The organism is Phenylobacterium sp. (assembly GCF_016793285.1).
GTDB lineage: Bacteria > Pseudomonadota > Alphaproteobacteria > Caulobacterales > Caulobacteraceae > Phenylobacterium.
Genome location: NZ_JAEUMO010000021.1, coordinates 26,245 through 41,535, shown reverse-complemented (window position 1 = coordinate 41,535; position 15,291 = coordinate 26,245). Strand labels below are relative to the sequence as shown.

The 15,291-nt window shown below is 71.1% G+C and carries 11 protein-coding genes and 1 pseudogene; 6 read left to right on the top strand and 6 right to left on the bottom strand.

The window, feature by feature from the left end; translation table 11 throughout:
* Positions 1-558, top strand: a pseudogene (purH, locus tag JNL41_RS02700) (bifunctional phosphoribosylaminoimidazolecarboxamide formyltransferase/IMP cyclohydrolase); the annotation flags it as partial.
* A 15-nt stretch (positions 559-573) separates the two neighbouring features.
* Here the strand turns inward: purH and JNL41_RS02695 are convergent.
* Positions 574-957: a MerR family transcriptional regulator gene (locus JNL41_RS02695; protein WP_293472730.1), complete on the bottom strand. Its 384-nt coding sequence runs from the start codon at positions 955-957 to the stop codon at positions 574-576.
* A 162-nt stretch (positions 958-1,119) separates the two neighbouring features.
* On the opposite strand from JNL41_RS02695, the gene JNL41_RS02690 reads away from it, so the two are divergent.
* On the top strand, positions 1,120-2,529 hold the full coding sequence (locus tag JNL41_RS02690) for a helix-turn-helix domain-containing protein (protein WP_293472729.1): 1,410 nt from the start codon (positions 1,120-1,122) through the stop codon (positions 2,527-2,529).
* Here JNL41_RS02690 and JNL41_RS02685 read toward each other — a convergent pair.
* Together JNL41_RS02685 and JNL41_RS02680 are read right to left on the bottom strand one after the other, a co-directional pair.
* Positions 2,526-7,364 carry an NAD-glutamate dehydrogenase gene (locus JNL41_RS02685; protein WP_293472728.1) on the bottom strand — a complete coding sequence of 1,613 codons (4,839 nt, stop codon included), beginning with the start codon at positions 7,362-7,364 and terminating at the stop codon, positions 2,526-2,528. The genes JNL41_RS02690 and JNL41_RS02685 overlap by 4 nt on opposite strands.
* Positions 7,365-7,561: 197 nt before the next feature.
* A complete protein-coding gene (locus tag JNL41_RS02680) occupies positions 7,562-8,716 on the bottom strand; it encodes an AI-2E family transporter (RefSeq protein ID WP_293472727.1) in 1,155 nt (384 codons plus the stop codon).
* A 281-nt stretch (positions 8,717-8,997) separates the two neighbouring features.
* On the opposite strand from JNL41_RS02680, the gene JNL41_RS02675 reads away from it, so the two are divergent.
* Positions 8,998-10,491 (top strand): helicase HerA-like C-terminal domain-containing protein, encoded by a 1,494-nt coding sequence (locus tag JNL41_RS02675; RefSeq protein WP_293472726.1) that lies wholly within the window; start codon positions 8,998-9,000, stop codon positions 10,489-10,491.
* A gap of 77 nt (positions 10,492-10,568) precedes the next feature.
* Positions 10,569-11,039, top strand: coding sequence for a hypothetical protein (locus tag JNL41_RS02670; protein ID WP_293472725.1), 471 nt, complete (start codon positions 10,569-10,571; stop codon positions 11,037-11,039).
* 197 nt (positions 11,040-11,236) lie between these two features.
* Here JNL41_RS02670 and JNL41_RS02665 read toward each other — a convergent pair whose 3' ends face one another.
* Positions 11,237-12,016, bottom strand: a complete 780-nt coding sequence (locus tag JNL41_RS02665; protein WP_293472724.1) for an SDR family NAD(P)-dependent oxidoreductase — start codon at positions 12,014-12,016, stop codon at positions 11,237-11,239.
* Between the two features lie 54 nt (positions 12,017-12,070).
* Between JNL41_RS02665 and JNL41_RS02660 the strand changes: the two genes are divergently transcribed.
* Complete coding sequence (locus JNL41_RS02660) at positions 12,071-12,484, top strand: YkvA family protein (RefSeq protein WP_293472723.1); 414 nt, start codon at positions 12,071-12,073, stop codon at positions 12,482-12,484.
* Between the two features lie 90 nt (positions 12,485-12,574).
* Positions 12,575-13,174 (top strand): PEPxxWA-CTERM sorting domain-containing protein, encoded by a 600-nt coding sequence (locus tag JNL41_RS02655; RefSeq protein ID WP_293472722.1) that lies wholly within the window; start codon positions 12,575-12,577, stop codon positions 13,172-13,174.
* 78 nt (positions 13,175-13,252) lie between these two features.
* Here JNL41_RS02655 and JNL41_RS02650 read toward each other — a convergent pair whose 3' ends face one another.
* Positions 13,253-14,167 carry a DMT family transporter gene (locus JNL41_RS02650; protein WP_365697765.1) on the bottom strand — a complete coding sequence of 305 codons (915 nt, stop codon included), beginning with the start codon at positions 14,165-14,167 and terminating at the stop codon, positions 13,253-13,255.
* A 100-nt stretch (positions 14,168-14,267) separates the two neighbouring features.
* Entirely contained in the window at positions 14,268-15,269 is a 1,002-nt protein-coding gene (locus tag JNL41_RS02645; protein ID WP_293472721.1) for an NADPH:quinone oxidoreductase family protein, read from the bottom strand.
* Positions 15,270-15,291 lie beyond the last annotated feature (22 nt).

Sequence of the window (15,291 nt, the reverse complement as noted above, 5' to 3'; positions counted from 1 at the left end):
CCCGAAGCCGACGACGACGCCGTCGCGCTCTTCCGCAAGAAGAAGAACGTGCGCCTGCTGGTCACCGGCGGCCTGCCCGATCCGCGGGCCTTCGGGAAGACGTTCAAGTCGGTGACCGGCGGCTTCCTGGTGCAGAGCAAGGACACGGCGCACCTGACGCCGGCCGACCTGAGAGTGGTGACGAGGCGCGCGCCGACCGACGAGGAAGTCCGCGACATGCTCTTCGCCTTCACCGTCGCCAAGCATGTGAAGTCGAACGCGATCGTCTACGCCAGGGCCGGCCAGACGCTGGGGATCGGGGCGGGGCAGATGAACCGCAAGGACTCGGCGCGGATCGCCGCGCTCCGCGCCGCCGACTTCGGCCTGGACCTCAGGGGCTCGGCCTGCGCGTCGGAGGCGTTCTTCCCGTTCCCGGACGGCCTGCTCCAGGCGGCCGACGCAGGCTGCACGGCGGTGATCCAGCCCGGCGGCTCCATCGGCGACCAGGCGGTGATCGACGCCGCGGACGAGCGCGGCGTGGCGATGGTGTTCACCGGCGTGCGCGTGTTCCGGCACTAGGACCGGCGCGCGGGATCAGCCGCGGACGGCGAGCCGCCGCGGCGTTTCCGGGCGGTCCAGGTCGATGATGACCTCGTCGAGGGCGGCCATCTCGGCCGCCAGCTTCGCGCGCCGGGCCGTCAGCGTTTCGGCGGCCAGGGCGCGCGCCTCGGACTCGACCTCCGCTTCCAGCACGGCCTCGATCTCGGGCAGGCCGACGCCGGCGCGGCGCAGGCGCGAGATCCACTCCAGCCGACGCCGCGCCGCGGGGTCGTAGAAGCGCGCGTTCTGGCGGTCTCGGCGGGCCTCGATCAGGCCGCGCTCCTCGTAGAAGCGGAGCGCGCGGGCGGTCATGCCGTAGAGCCGCATGGCGCCGGCGATGCCCAGGCGCGGCAGGTGGCGGAGGTTGTCGTCCATCATGTCTCGCATCCCATGGCCACACCATTCCACAAGATCGGGGTAGTGGGCCGATACCCGTTGCGGGCTGTGCGGGCGCGAAGGTGCCGCTACGGACCGTTGGGTTTCAACCGAGATCGTGCGAAGAATTGGCCGTCCGCGCCACTCGATTTGTGAAATTGCGAAATGCGCTACAAGCTGTTCGTCGGTCCCAAGGTCCGTGCGCTGCGCGCCCAGCGCGGCTGGCGGCTCGAGGCCTGCGCCCAGCGGCTGGGCATCTCGGTCAGCTATCTCTCGCAGATCGAGGCGAACCAGCGGCCGGTGACAGACCGCGTGCTGGCCGGCCTGATGGAGACCTTCCGCGCGCCGGCCGAACTGTTCGAGGCCGACAACGACCAGCGGCTGATCGCCGACCTGCGCGAAGCGGTGGCCGAGAGCGGCGGCCTGGGCGACCCGATCCCGCTCAGCGAGCTGCGCCAGGTCGCGTTGCAGTCGCCGGGCCTGGCGCGGCGCTTTCTCGACCTGCACCGCGCCAACCATCGGCTGTCGGAGCGGCTGAAGCTGACGGAAGAGGCCGTGGCGCTGGACGAGGCGACGGCGGCCAGCTCGCTGCTCCCCTACGAGGAGGTGCGCGACTTCTTCCACTTCCGGGACAACTACGTCGACAGCCTCGACCGCGCCGCCGAGGACCTGGCGCGGGAAATCGGCCTCGACCAACCGGGGCCGGCCGACATGCTGCTCGAGATGTACGTGCGCGAGCGGATGGGCGTGGACGTGCGCTATGCGGCGATGGACGACGTGATGCGCCGCTACGACCCCACGGCGAACGTGCTGTGGCTGAACGTGGCCCAGCCGCTGGCGACGCGGGTGTTCCAGCTCGCCTATCACGTGGCCGTGGCGAACCTCGCGGGCGAGGTCGACGCCGAGCTGGCCGGGGCGCGGTTCCGCAGCCGCGAGGCCGTCGACGTCTGCCGGGTCGGCCTGGGCAACTACGCGGCCGGCGCGCTGATCATGCCCTACGGCCGCTTTGCGACCTTCGCCCGCGCGCGGCGCTACGACGTCGAGCAACTGGCCCTGCACTTCGGCGCCAGCCTGGAGCAGGTCTGCCACCGGCTCTCGACCCTGCAGCGCCCGGGACAGCGCGGGACGCCGATCTACTTCGTGCGGCTCGACTACGCCGGCAACATCACCAAGCGTCACAGCGCCACGCGGTTCCAGTTCGCGCGGTTCGGCGGCGCGTGTCCGCTGTGGAACGTCCACGACGCGGCGGCGGCGTCCGACCGCTTCCTGGTGCAGGTGGCCGCGATGCCGGACGGCACACGCTATCTCTGCGTGGCGCGGGCGGTCGTGAAGCGCTCTGAAGCCTACCTGAGGCCGGACCGTCGCTACGTCCTGGGCTTCGGCTGCGAGATCGACCACGCGCACGAGCTGGTCTACTCCGAGGGCGTGGACCTGAAGGGGCCGGTCGCGCCCATCGGCGTCAGTTGCCGGATCTGCGAGCGCGACGACTGCGCCCAGCGCGCCTTCCCGCCGGTGGACCGGCGGCTGAACGTGCCCGAGCACGAGCGCCGCACGGTCCCGTTCCGGCTGACCTAGCCTTTCCGACGCCGGCCCGCCGCCGCTTCCGCCGCCAGTTCGCGCAGGGCGGCGTTGGCGATGGTGAGCTTGGCGAAGGTCCAGGCCGAGCCGCCGGCCTCGATCTCCTCGACCGTGCGCGTCGCGGTGCTGGCGAGATCGCGGCGCAGGGCCGCCCAGGCGCGGACCGCGTCGCGGGCCGAGCCCTTGTCCTCGCCGGCCTGGGCGCTGCCGGTGAAGGCCATGATCGCGCGGGTGAGCTGCGCCTGTTCGCTCAGCAGGTCCTCGATCAGGCGGCGAAGCGCCGTCCGCTCGAAGATGTCGCCGGCCCGGAACGCGCCCGCCGCCGCGCGCACGCGGTCGAAGGCGAAGACCTCGTCCACGGCGTAGTAGAGCCGCGCGACGCTGGCGATCGGCCAGCTCGACGCCTCGGCCAGGTCGACGAGGTCGGCGGCGTTGGTGAGCGGGCCCAGGACGGCGGCCGCCATGGCCTGGTCGGCCGGCGCGCCCGCGTCGACGAGCTGGCGCTTGCGGGCCATCACGCCCTCGTGCTCCGCCGGCGACAGGATCTCGGGCATCAGGCCGTGCAGGCTCTTGAAGCCCGGCGCGTAGCGGCCCGTCAGCTCCGCCACGTTCAGGTCCTCGCGCCCCGCCCGGCGGGCCAGCCAGAAGGTCGCGCCGCGCAGGGCCGCGGTCAGGCGGCGGAACAGCGCCATCTGCCCGGACGACGGGATCTTCAGGTCCAGCGCCTCGACGTCCTGCCAGAGCGTCTCGAAGCCGAGGGCCTGCTTGGCCGCGGCGTAGGCGGCGGTGAACGCCGTCACGTCCACGCCTGCCGAGGTCATGATCCGCGACGGGAACGAGGGCCCGCAGCGATTGACCATGTCGTTGGCGATGACGGTCGCGATGATGTCGGGCCGCAGGCGGTGCTGCAGGATCGCGTCCTTGTACTTGCGCAGCAGCCTCGGGAAGTAGTCGATCAGGAGCCGCTCGAAGAACGGGTCGGCGGTCGCGTCGCCGGCGACCATCTCGCGCTTGAGCTCCAGCTTGCCGTAGGCCAGCAGCACGGCGAGCTCGGGCCGCGTGAGCCCCCTGCCGGCCTTCTTGCGTTCGGAGACCGCCAGGGCGTCGGGCAGGCCCTCGACCGTGCGGTCCAGGCGGCCCGCCTGCTCCAGTTCGGTCATGAACCGCGCGTGCGGCTCCAGCTCGCCGACGGTGTCCATCTCCAGCAGCGAGAGCGCCAGCGTCTGGTCGTAGTTGTGGACCAGGACGTGGGTCGCCACGTCGTCGGTCATCTTGGGCAGCAGCGTGTTGCGCGCCTTGCGCGTGAGCTTGCCCTGCCGCTCGAGGATGCCGGTGGTGATCTTGATGTTCACCTCGTGGTCGGACGAATCGACGCCGGCGGAGTTGTCGATGGCGTCGGTGTCCACGCGACCGCCGGCTTCCGCGAACTCGATGCGGCCGGCCTGGGTCAGGCCCAGGTTCGCGCCTTCGCCGACGACCTTCACCCTGAGGTCCGCGCCGTTGACGCGCACCGCGTCGTTGGCCTTGTCGCCGACCTCGGCGTTCGACTCGCCCTTGGCCTTCACGTAGGTCCCGATGCCGCCCAGGTAGAGCAGCTCGGCCGGCGCCTTCAGGATCAGGTTGATCACCTCGGCGGGCGACAGCGCCTCGGCCGTCGTCCCCAGGAGCGCGCGGATCTCGTTCGACAGCGGGATCGACTTCAGCGCGCGCGAGAAGACGCCGCCGCCCCGGCTGATCTTCTTCTTGTCGTAGTCCTGCCAGGACGAGCGCGGCAGCGCGAACATCCGCTCCCGCTCGGCATAGCTCCGGGCCGGGTCGGGGTCGGGGTCGAGGAAGATGTCGCGGTGGTCGAACGCCGCCTGCAGGCGGATCTGCGTGGAGAGCAGCATGCCGTTGCCGAACACGTCGCCCGACATGTCGCCGCAGCCGACCACGGTGAACGGCTCGGACTGGATGTCCTTGCCCATCTCGCGGAAGTGGCGCTTGACCGCCTCCCACGCGCCGCGGGCGGTGATGCCCATGGCCTTGTGGTCGTAGCCCACCGAGCCGCCGCTCGCGAAGGCGTCGCCCAGCCAGAAGCCGTAGTCCTCGGCCACGCCGTTGGCGATGTCGGAGAAGGTGGCCGTGCCCTTGTCGGCGGCCACGACGAGGTAGGGATCGTCGCCGTCGTGGACGACCACGCCCTGCGGCGGGATCACCCTGCCCCTGGCGTCGAGGTTGTCGGTGAGGTCCAGCAGGCCCGAGAGGAAGGTCTTGTAGGCCGCGATCGCCTCGGCGCGCACGGCGTCGGGCGGACCCTTCGGCAACTGCTTCGGATAGAAGCCGCCCTTGGAGCCCACGGGCACGATCACCGCGTTCTTCACCTGCTGGGCCTTCACCAGGCCGAGCACCTCGGTGCGGAAGTCGTCGCGGCGGTCCGACCAGCGCAGGCCGCCGCGGGCCACCGGGCCGAAGCGGCAGTGGACGCCCTCGACCTGCGTCGAGGACACGAAGATCTCGCGATAGGGCTTCGGCGCCGGCAGGTCGGCCAGCGCCCCCGAGGCGACCTTGAACGAGATGTAGGGCTTCACGGACCCGTCGCCCGCGGCCTGATAGAAGTTGGTCCGCTGGATCGCGCCGACCAGCAGCGCCAGGCGGCGCAGCACGCGGTCGTCGTCCAGGCTCTCGACGAGTTGCAGCGCCTCGACGATCTCGTCCATGACGGCGCCGGCCTGGTCCTTGCGGGCCTCGACGTCGGCGGCGATCGCCGGGTCGAACTTGATCCGCCAGAGGTCGAGGATCAGCCGCGCGACGCCCGGGTGGTTCGACAGCGCCTGCTCCTGCACCCGCTGCGAGGGGTCGAGCCCCGACTGCTGGCGGTAGCGCGCCAGCGCGCGGACCAGGGCCGCGTCGCGCCACGGGATCGAGAGCTCCATGACGAGGCGGTTGAAGCCGTCGTTCTCGGTCCTGCCGGTCCAGACGGCGACCACGGCGTCCTCGAAGGCGTCCTTGATCTCGGAGAAGATCAGGTTCGCCCCGCGCGGGTCCTCGATCTCGAAGTCATGCACCCAGACGGCGTCCTGGCCCTCGGGGGTGAGCGCGAAGCCGGCCTCGGCCAGGGCCTTCAGGCCCATGTTCTCCAGGATCGGCAGCACGTCGGCGAGCGCCGCGGGGACGATCCGGCGGTAGAGCTTGAAGCGGAAGTGCAGCGGGCCGTCGCCGGGCGCGCGATAGGCGCGCGCGCAGACCGCCTGGTCGGCGGCCATGCCGTCGATGACGGCCATGTCCTCCAGCGCCTCGGCGGCGTCGAAGCGGTCGCGGTAGCCGGCGGGGAAGGCGGTGCGGTAGCGCGCCATGCGGCCCGTCGCGTCCTCGGGATCGCCGCCGACGCCGCGGATCGCGGCGTCCAGGCGATCCTCCCAGGTGCGCGCCGCCTCCGTGATCGCCGCCTCGAGGGCGCGCAGGTCCGGCTCGTGATGCTGGCCCGGGGTGAACCCGATGATGAAGTGGACGCGCGCCAGCGGGCTGTCGTTGAAGCTGGGATAGTAGGCCGAGAGGCGGCCGCCATAGGCTTCGGTGAGCAGTTCCCCGGCCTTGCGGCGCAGGTCGGAGTCGTAGCGCTCGCGCGGCACGAACAGCAGCACGGAGGCGAAGCGGTCGAAGGGATCGCGCCGCTCGAACAGCCGCACGCGCGGCCGGTCCGCCAGGTGCAGGATGCCCTGCGCCATCTCCAGCAGTTCGTCTTCGCCGATCTGGAAGAGTTCGTCGCGCGGGTGGTTCTCGACGATGTTGCGCAGGCGCTTTTCGTTGTAGCTGCCGGGCGCGGCGCCGGCGCGCCGCAGGACGCGCGCGGCCTTTTCGCGGATCAGGGGCACGGTGGTCGCGGGCTGGTCGTAGGCCTCTGCCGTGAACAGCCCCACGAAGCGGACCTCGCCGGACGGGCGGCCATCGTCGCCGTAGCGCTTGATGCCGACGTAATCCATGTAGCCGCGGCGGTGGACGCGGCTTCTCACGTTCGACTTGGCGATGGTCAGCGCCGGGTCGCGGACGATGCGGTCCTTCATCGCCGCCATCAGCACGGCGGGCTCGTTCGCGCGGCGCAGCACGGTGCGCCCGGGATCGCGCAGCACCCCCAGGCCGTCCTTCGGCTGGTACAGCGGCTCTTCCGCGGCGTAGTCCCCGTTCTTCAGCCTCGGGTACTCGTAGATGCGGGCGCCCAGGAACACGAAGTGCTGCTCGTGCAGCCAGTTCAGGAAGTCGATCTCCTCGGGCCGCGCCTTGCCCGACGCCTGCAGCTCGGCCGTGGTCTGGGAGATCATCGCCAGCATCGCCGGGAAGTCCTCGACCGCGGCGCGGACGTCGGCGAGCGTCGCCTTCACGCCGTCGAGCAGGGCCCTCTCGCGGTCCTTGGCCACGTCCTCGATCATCACCTGGATCATCGACTCGCGCCGCGCGGTCCCGGTGTCGCCGCGCACGCCGGCCCGGTCGCGCTGGATCTCGACGATCGGGTGGACCATGGCGCGCACCGACAGGCCCTGGTCGGCGATCTCGCCCATGATGCTGTCGACCAGGAACGGTGCGTCGTCCTGCACGATGTCGAGGCGGTCGAAGCTGGCGCCCACCGCGTCGGTGATGCGCAGTTGCGGGCCGCGCCCGCGGCGGCTTTCGCCATAGCGCCAGAGGTCGGCGAGGTTCTTCGCGAGGTCCGCGGTCGAGAGCTCCGGGGTTTCGTCGGCGTGCGCGTCCTCCGCGGCCTGGGCCACGAACGACTTCACGGCCCTGGAGGCGTCGTCTCCCAGGTCCTCGGCGAGCGCCCTGGCGAGGGCGCGGGCGGTGCGGGGAGCGCGGCTCATCGGGCGCCTCCTTCGATGAGGGGGACGCCGGACGCGAGAACGCCGCCGGAGGAGAGAGTCCGGCGGCGCGTGGCTCCGCCGGGGGGGACAGGCGGAGCTCCGGGTGCTCGCTGCGTCCGCGGGGTTGGGGAGCGGACGCATCTGCTGGAGGAAAGTGCCGTCCAGCCAACAGTATCTAGGGAGGCAAGGGTCACGTTTTAAGTCCCGGGTCCGTCTTTTTTGGGGGGCGTCTTCGAACGGCGTCCGGCGTCCCGCCGCGACGGCGGGGTGTCGGGCGTGGCGTGGGTCGGGCGGTGGCGGAGCTCGCCCGGCTCGCCGTCCGCCGAGAGCAGCACGGCGATCCAGCGCGTGCCCTGGAACTGCACGAGGATGACCATCACCACCGTGGTCAGGGGGGTCGACAGGAACGCGCCGGGCAGGCCCCAGACCACGCTCCAGAAGGCCAGCGCCATCAGGAGCACGATGGGGTCCATGTTGAGGCTGCGGCCCTGCATCCGGGGCTGCACCACGTTGCCGACGAACATGCCGATGGCCTGCAGGACCACGAACAGCAGGACCGCCTGCCAGAGCGTGTCGAACTGCACCAGGGCGAACACCGGCGGCAGGACCACGGCGATGATCCCGCCGACCACCGGGATGTACGACGCGATGAAGATCAGGATCGACCAGAAGAGCGCGTTGTCGAGGCCGACCGAGACCATCGCGATCCACGACGCGACCGCGATCATCAGGCCGGTGACCGTCTGCACCCAGAGGTACTGCTCGACGCCGTTGCGGATGCGCAGGAAGGCGGCGACGGCTTCCTGCCGACGCTCGCGGTTCTCGAACAGGCCGACCGCCTTGCGCTCCCAGCCGCGGCGGCTGGCCAGGATGAAGCCCAGGTAGACCAGCACGAAGGCGGCGGTGGAGACGAAGGTCTGAAGCCCGCGCGCCACCTCGCCCAGGTGGCTGGCCGGATCGGCGCGCTGGATGAGCTGGGTGATCGTCGGCGGCACGTCCACGCCCACCATGCCGGCGACCCGCGCGATCAGGCCGTTGAGCTTCGGCGCGTAGCCGACGAGCTGGCCGGCGAACGAGGCGGCGTTGTCGGCGATGAAGAAGGCCGCGCCCCCGAAGATCACGATCGAGAGCACGACGGCGAGCGGCACCGCCACCCGGCCCGACACGCCCGGCAGCCGGTTCTGCAGCACCCGCGCGAACCCGTCGATCATCAGCGCCAGGAAGAGGGCCAGCGCCAGCGGCGTCAGGATGTCGGAGAGCGCGTACAGCACCAGGCCGCCGGCGATCGTCGCCAGGATGACCAGGGCGTTTCGCGAGACGGGGTCGGCGGCCGGGGGTTTCGGGGCGGGCATGCGCGCTTTCGGCAAGGCTCGGAGGACTGTCGGCGCGAAGGGCCTGCAACGTCAAATCGGGCGTTCTCTACCCCTCTTCGCGCTCAAGGGGGAGGCGATTTGCCCTGCCGGGCGCAATTTCCGGCACGGTTCGTCGCGATTCCGGCGCAAATCAGGCCACGAAGCGGCTCTTGCGCGAAGTCCGAAAAAGACGAAAGGACACGAAAAGGCCGTGGAAGCCGGGCCCGGCTCGGGTCTTTGGTGATGGCTGTGGTTTTGACGGTTCTGCGGGGGTCCTGGAAATGAGTGATGGCGTCCTGATCGGGTTCTCGGGCCAGCCCGAGCAATTGCTGCTGAGCCGCGCCAACCGGCACGGCCTGGTGGCCGGGGCGACGGGCACGGGCAAGACGGTGACGCTGCAGGTGCTGGCGCAGGGGCTGTCCGACGCCGGCGTGCCCGTCTTCGCCGCGGACGTGAAGGGCGACCTCTGCGGCGTGGGCGCGCCGGGGACGCCCAATGAGAAGATGCTGACGCGGGCCAGGGACATGGGCCTCACGCTGGAGTCGCGCGCCGCGCCGGTCGTGTTCTGGGACCTGTTCGGACAGTCCGGCCACCCGGTCCGCGCGACGGTGTCGGAGATGGGCCCGCTGCTGATCTCGCGGATGCTGGAGCTGAACGACGTGCAGGAAGGCGTCCTGATGGTCGTCTTCCGCGCGGCCGACGAGGCGGGCCTAGCGCTGCTGGACCTGAAGGACCTGCAGGCGATGCTCACCCACGCGTCCGAGAACGCCAAGGAGCTCAGCGCCAGGTACGGCAACATCTCGCCGGCCACCATCGCCACGATCCAGCGCAGCCTGCTCAGCCTGGAGACCCAGGGCGGGACCAACCTGTTCGGCGAACCGGCGCTGCGGCTCTCGGACCTGATGCGCACCGACGGGGCGGGCCGCGGCTACATCAACATCCTGGCGGCCGACAGGCTGATCGCCACGCCCCGGCTCTACGCCACCTTCCTCCTCTGGCTGCTGTCGGAGCTGTTCGAGGAGCTTCCCGAGGTCGGCGATCCGGAGAAGCCGAAGCTCGCGTTCTTCTTCGACGAGGCGCACCTGCTGTTCCGCGACGCGCCGAAGCCGCTGCTGGAGAAGGTCGAGCAGGTGGTGCGGCTGATCCGCTCCAAGGGCGTCGGCATCTACTTCGTCACCCAGAACCCGGCCGACATCCCCGAGACCGTGCTGGGCCAGTTGGGCAACCGCGTGCAGCATGCCCTGCGCGCCTACACGCCCGCCGAACAGAAGGGGCTTCGCGCCGCCGCCGAGAGCTTCCGGCCCAACCCCGCCTTCGACACCGCCACCACGATCCAGGCCCTGGGCGTCGGCGAGGCGCTGGTCTCGGTGCTGGACGAGAAGGGGGTGCCCACGGTGGTGCAGAAGACCATGATCCGGCCGCCGGTCTCGCGGCTGGGGCCGCTGACGCCGGCCGAGCGCGCGGCGCTGATCGGCCAGAGCCCGGTGCGCGGGGTCTACGACCAGGCGCTGGACCGCGAGAGCGCCTACGAGATGCTGCAGCAGAAGCGGGCCGAGCCCGAGCCGGACGCCGAGCCGCCGCAGCGCCGCGGCCGCGCGGGCGACGACGGCGACGAGGCCGCGCCGCGTCCGCGCGCCTCGAACCGCCAGGGCATGGGCGAAGCTTTCGCCAAGTCGATGCTGCGCACCCTCGGCAGCCAGTTGGGCCGCGAGCTGATCCGCGGCGTGCTGGGCGGGCTGGCCGCCTCCAGCCGGCCCACGCGCCGCCGTCGCTGACCGCGCTTTTGCGATTGACTCGCAACTAGCGCCCGCGCACTCCTGTTGCGAACCATTCGCAACAATGGAGCGCGGCGATGTCGATGCAGGGCGTGGCGAGGACCGGGCGCGAGCCGCAGGCGTGCGAGGCGCGGCTGTTCCCGGCGGAACGCCTGCTGTTCTACGCGCTCAAGGCCTGGTCTGCGGCGCGGCTGATGGGCGAGCGCCCGCACGGCCACGTCGGCGAGGTGCTGGCCGCCAGGGCCTCGCCCCGCGCGTCGAGCCTCTTCCTGGCCTGGATCCAGGCGGTGGAGGCCGCGAGCGCCCGGCCGCTGCGCCTCACCTGCAGCCACTGCGGCGGCATGTCGACCGACGCCCAGCGCCTGATCTTCGCCTGTGGCCTGGCCCCTGTCGACCGCCCGCTGGCCGAGGCGCTGCTGGAGCCGATCGTGCGCGAGCCCGGGATGGTGATCATGCTCAGCCGCCAGCTCAACAGCGCGCTCTGCGCCGCCGGCTGGCCGCTCCCCGCCCGCGGCCTCGAACCCGACGCGCGCACGACGCGGCACTAGAGCATCGTGCCCGAAGGTCGATGAACCGCGGAAGGCCGCGGAAGGCCGCGGAAGAAGCGGAAGAAGCGGAAGAAGCGGAAGAAGCGGAAGAAGCGGCGGGCGCTCTTGCGCGTCCTTCCGCGCTTTCCGCGGTTCCAAAAACGAAAAGAGCCCCCGCTTGCGCGAGGGCTCGATCCGTTCCGCGGTGACGCGATCGCTTACCGCGGCGCCATGCGGATGGCGCCGTCGAGGCGGACGTCTTCGCCGTTGAAGTAGCCGTTGGTGATCATCTCCAGCGCCAGCGAAGCGTAGTCCTCGGCGTTGCCCAGGCGCTTCGGGAACGGCACCGAGGCGGCCAGCGCCTCCTTCACCTGCGGCGGGGCGGCGTTCATCAGCGGGGTGTTGAAGATGCCCGGCAGGATGGTGTTCACGCGGATGCCGTCGCCGGCCAGGTCGCGCGCGATGGGCAGCGTCATGCCGACCACGCCGCCCTTGGACGCGGAGTAGGCCGCCTGGCCCATCTGGCCGTCCTCGGCCGCCACCGAGGCGGTGTTGACGATCGCGCCGCGCTCGCCGTCGACCGGCTCCAGGTCCAGCATGCCCTTCGCCGACTTGGCGATGCAGCGGAACGTGCCGACGAGGTTGATCTGGATGATCCAGTTGAAGGCGTCGAGCGGGAAGTGCTTCGTCTCGCCGGTCTGCTTGTCGCGGCCGGCGGTCTTGATGGCGTTGCCCGTGCCGGCGCAGTTCACCAGGATGCGCTCCTGGCCGTGCGCCGCGCGCGCCTTGGCGAAGGCCGCGTCGACCTCTTCCTCGGACGTCACGTTGCACTTGCAGAAGACGCCGCCGATCTCGCCGGCCACGGCCTCGCCCTTCTGCTCGTTCATGTCGAAGATCGCGACCTTCACGCCCTTGGCGGCCAGACGGCGCGCCGTCGCCTCGCCGAGGCCCGACGCGCCGCCGGTGACGACCGCCGCGACGGATGAATTGAGTTCCATGGAACGCCCGCTCCCATATGATGGCGTGAGTAAAACCGGCGAACCCTTACCCCCATGAGCCCCGGCAAAAAAGTCTCACCCGACGTCACCTTCGATGCGGCGGAAGTCATCGCGAAGGACCATGCCCTGGTCCCGTCGGTGATGAAGCTGAACGAACAGCGCGTCGAGCGCGGCTTCTGGCCGAAGATCGCCCGCGTCGTGGCGCGTATCCCGTTCGCCAAGGACGCGCTCAGCGTCTGGTATTGCGCCCGCGACGACGACACGCCGATCGCGGCCAAGGGCATGATGCTGGCGGCGCTCGCCTACTTCGTGCTTCCGGTCGACGCGATCCCCGACTTCATCGCCGGCCTGGGCTACACCGACGACGCGGCGGTGTTCGCCGCCCTGATGGCGGTGATCGGCCGCAACCTGAAGTCCAGCCACAAGGACGCCGCCCGGCGCGACATCGCCCGCCTGCGGGGCGAGTAGCGACACCCCCGATCGGGGGAGGGAGTCGTCCGCGCCGCGCCGCATGGTGCGGCTCCGGCCGTGCGGGCCGGATGTCGCGGGGATGACGCCATGTATCGCAAGCTGTTCTGGGCGACCGCGCTGTCGGCCGCGGCCTTGAGCGCCCAGGCGCAGGCCGCCACCGTCGTCTTCTCCGACGACTTCGACGCCGGGGTGGGGCCCGAGTGGGTCTTCAGCACCAACTACGGCGGCGCCGCGGGCATCGACGAGGGCGGCATCCTGGGCCCCTACATCAACGCCCCGCCCGGCGGCGGCCAGCTCACCGCGCGGGCCACCCGCACGCTGACCTTGCTCGCGGGCGACTACACGCTCGACCTCGACGCGTGGGCGCTGGTCTGCCAGGGCTGCACGATCAGCTACGACGTGCTGTTCGACGGGGTTTCGCTGACGCGGACGGCGGGCACGAACACGTTCCAGGCGCGCAGCTTCAATCTCGGCGCCCTCGGCGCCGGCGACCACACCATCACCCTGGGCATGCACACCACCAACGCCTCCAGCGGCCATTTCCTCGCCAAGTTCGACAACGTGGTCCTGAGCGGGGACAACCTCGTCAGCGGCGGCGTGCCCGAGCCGGCCGCCTGGGGCCTGATGATCCTGGGCTTCGCGGGCGCGGGCGCGGCGATCCGCCGGCGCCGGGCGGCGCTGGCCTAGGGTCTTTGCCCCCGCGACAACGGGGCGACAGCGAAAACCTGGAGCGCGCGGCCCGGGTCCCGGATCGCGCGGCGCGCTCTAGCGTTCGCCCTCGGGCTCGGCGCTCAGCCGCGCCGAGCGCGCGAGCTGCTGCTCGCGCAGCGTGATGAAGAGCGTGGCGGCCACCACGATGGCGGCGCCGGCGACGGTCCAGACGGTCGGGATCTCGTTGAACGCCAGGAAGCCGATGCCCGCGGCGAAGACGAGCCGCGTGTAGTCGATGGGCGCCATGGCGGCCGCGTCGCCCAGTTGCATGCCCTTGATGTAGCAGGCCTGGTTGACGGTCGCGATCACGCCCATGGCGCAGAGCAGCGCGAAGTCGACCGGCGTCGGCCAGCGCCAGGCCACGATGCCACCGGGGATCGCCAGCAAGAGGCCCAGCGCCGCCGACCAGCACAGGATCACCATCGGCGAGTGGTCGCGGGTCAGCACCTTCATGCCGGTGACGGTGAAGGCGAACAGGAACGACGACGCCAGCATGGCCAGGGCCGGCAGCCCGACCGCGAAGTGCCCGTCGGCGCCCGGCCGGATCATCACCAGCACCCCGGCGAACCCAACGAGCGCCGCGACGACCCGCAGCGGGCCCACCTGTTCCTTCACGACGAAGGCGGCCAGCGGCACGAGCCACAGCGTGCGGGTGAACGAGAGCGCGTTGGCGTCGGCCAGCGGCATCTCCTGGAAGGCCCAGAACGACAGGATCAGGCCAAGGGTGCCGGCGAGCGAGCGGAAGACCATGATCCCGGGCCGGCTGCTGGCGAACGCCGCCCCGCGGTGGCGCAGGATGAAGGGCAGCAGGACCACGAAGCCCGCGGCCTGGCGGTAGAAGGTCTGCAGCGCGGCGGGGTAGTCGTCGCCCAGGAACTTCACGAGCGTGGTCATCGCCGAGAAGGTGACCGCCGAGAGCAGCATCCAGAGCGCGCCCTGCAGGTTCGAGCTCTCGGATCTCTCGCTCACGCCGCAGCCGTCCCCCAGGTCGCGCGATCCCTACGGAGGCGCGCCGCGCGGCGCAACCTCGGCCGGCGGCCGGCCGCGCCCCCGCGCCGGCCGGCGTTCGTCAGTCGACGGTGACGACGACCTTGCCCAGCGCCTTGCGGCTCGCGAGGTGGGTGATCGCCTCGGCGGCGCGCTCCAGCGGGAAGCGTTGCGAAACGAACGGCTTGATCTTGCCCCTGGCGTACATCTCCAGGAGGTCGGCCACGTTCTTCTGGTGCTTCTCGGGGTTCTTGGCGACCCAGCCGCCCCAGAAGACGCCGACGATCTGGCAGCCCTTCAGCAGCGCGAGGTTGAGCGGGACCTTGGGGATCTCGCCGGCGGCGAAGCCCACGACCAGATAGGTGCCTTCCCAGGCGATGGAGCGCAGAGCCGGCTCGGCATAGGCGTCGCCGATCGGGTCGTAGATCACGTCGGCGCCGTTCGGGCCGCAGGCGTCCTTGAAGAGGGCCGCCAGCGCCTTCTGGCCTTCGCGGTCGAACGGCCCCTTCGGATAGACCACGCCCGCGGCGGCCCCGTGCTTCAGGCAGAGGTCGACCTTCTCCTGGCTCGAGCACGCGGCGATCACGCGTGCGCCCATCGCGGCGCCCAGCTCCACGGCCGCCAGGCCCACGCCGCCGGCCGCGCCGAGGACCAGCAGGGTCTGGCCCGGCTGGAGGTTCGCGCGGGCCTCCAGGGCGTGCCAGCTCGTGCCGTAGGTCATGATGAAGGCGGCGGCCTCGTCGAAGGGCATGGCGTCGGGGATCTTCACCAGCCGGTGCGCTTCCAGCGCCAGTTCCTCGGCCATGCCGCCCCAGCCGGTGTTGCCCAGCACCCGGTCGCCCGGCTTGATGTGGGTCACGCCCTCGCCCACCGCCTTCACGATGCCGCTGACCTCGCCGCCGGGCGCGAACGGGCGGGCCGGCTTGAACTGGTACTTGTCCTCGATGATCAGCACGTCGGGGAAGTTGACGCCCACGGCCTTGACGCTGACCACGGCCTGGCCCGGCTTGGCCTCGGGCGAGGGCATCTCGTCGAGCACCAGGGTCTCGGGCCCGCCGACGGCCTTGCTGAGCAGCGCTTTCATGGACGTTCTCCCGGTTCTCGAT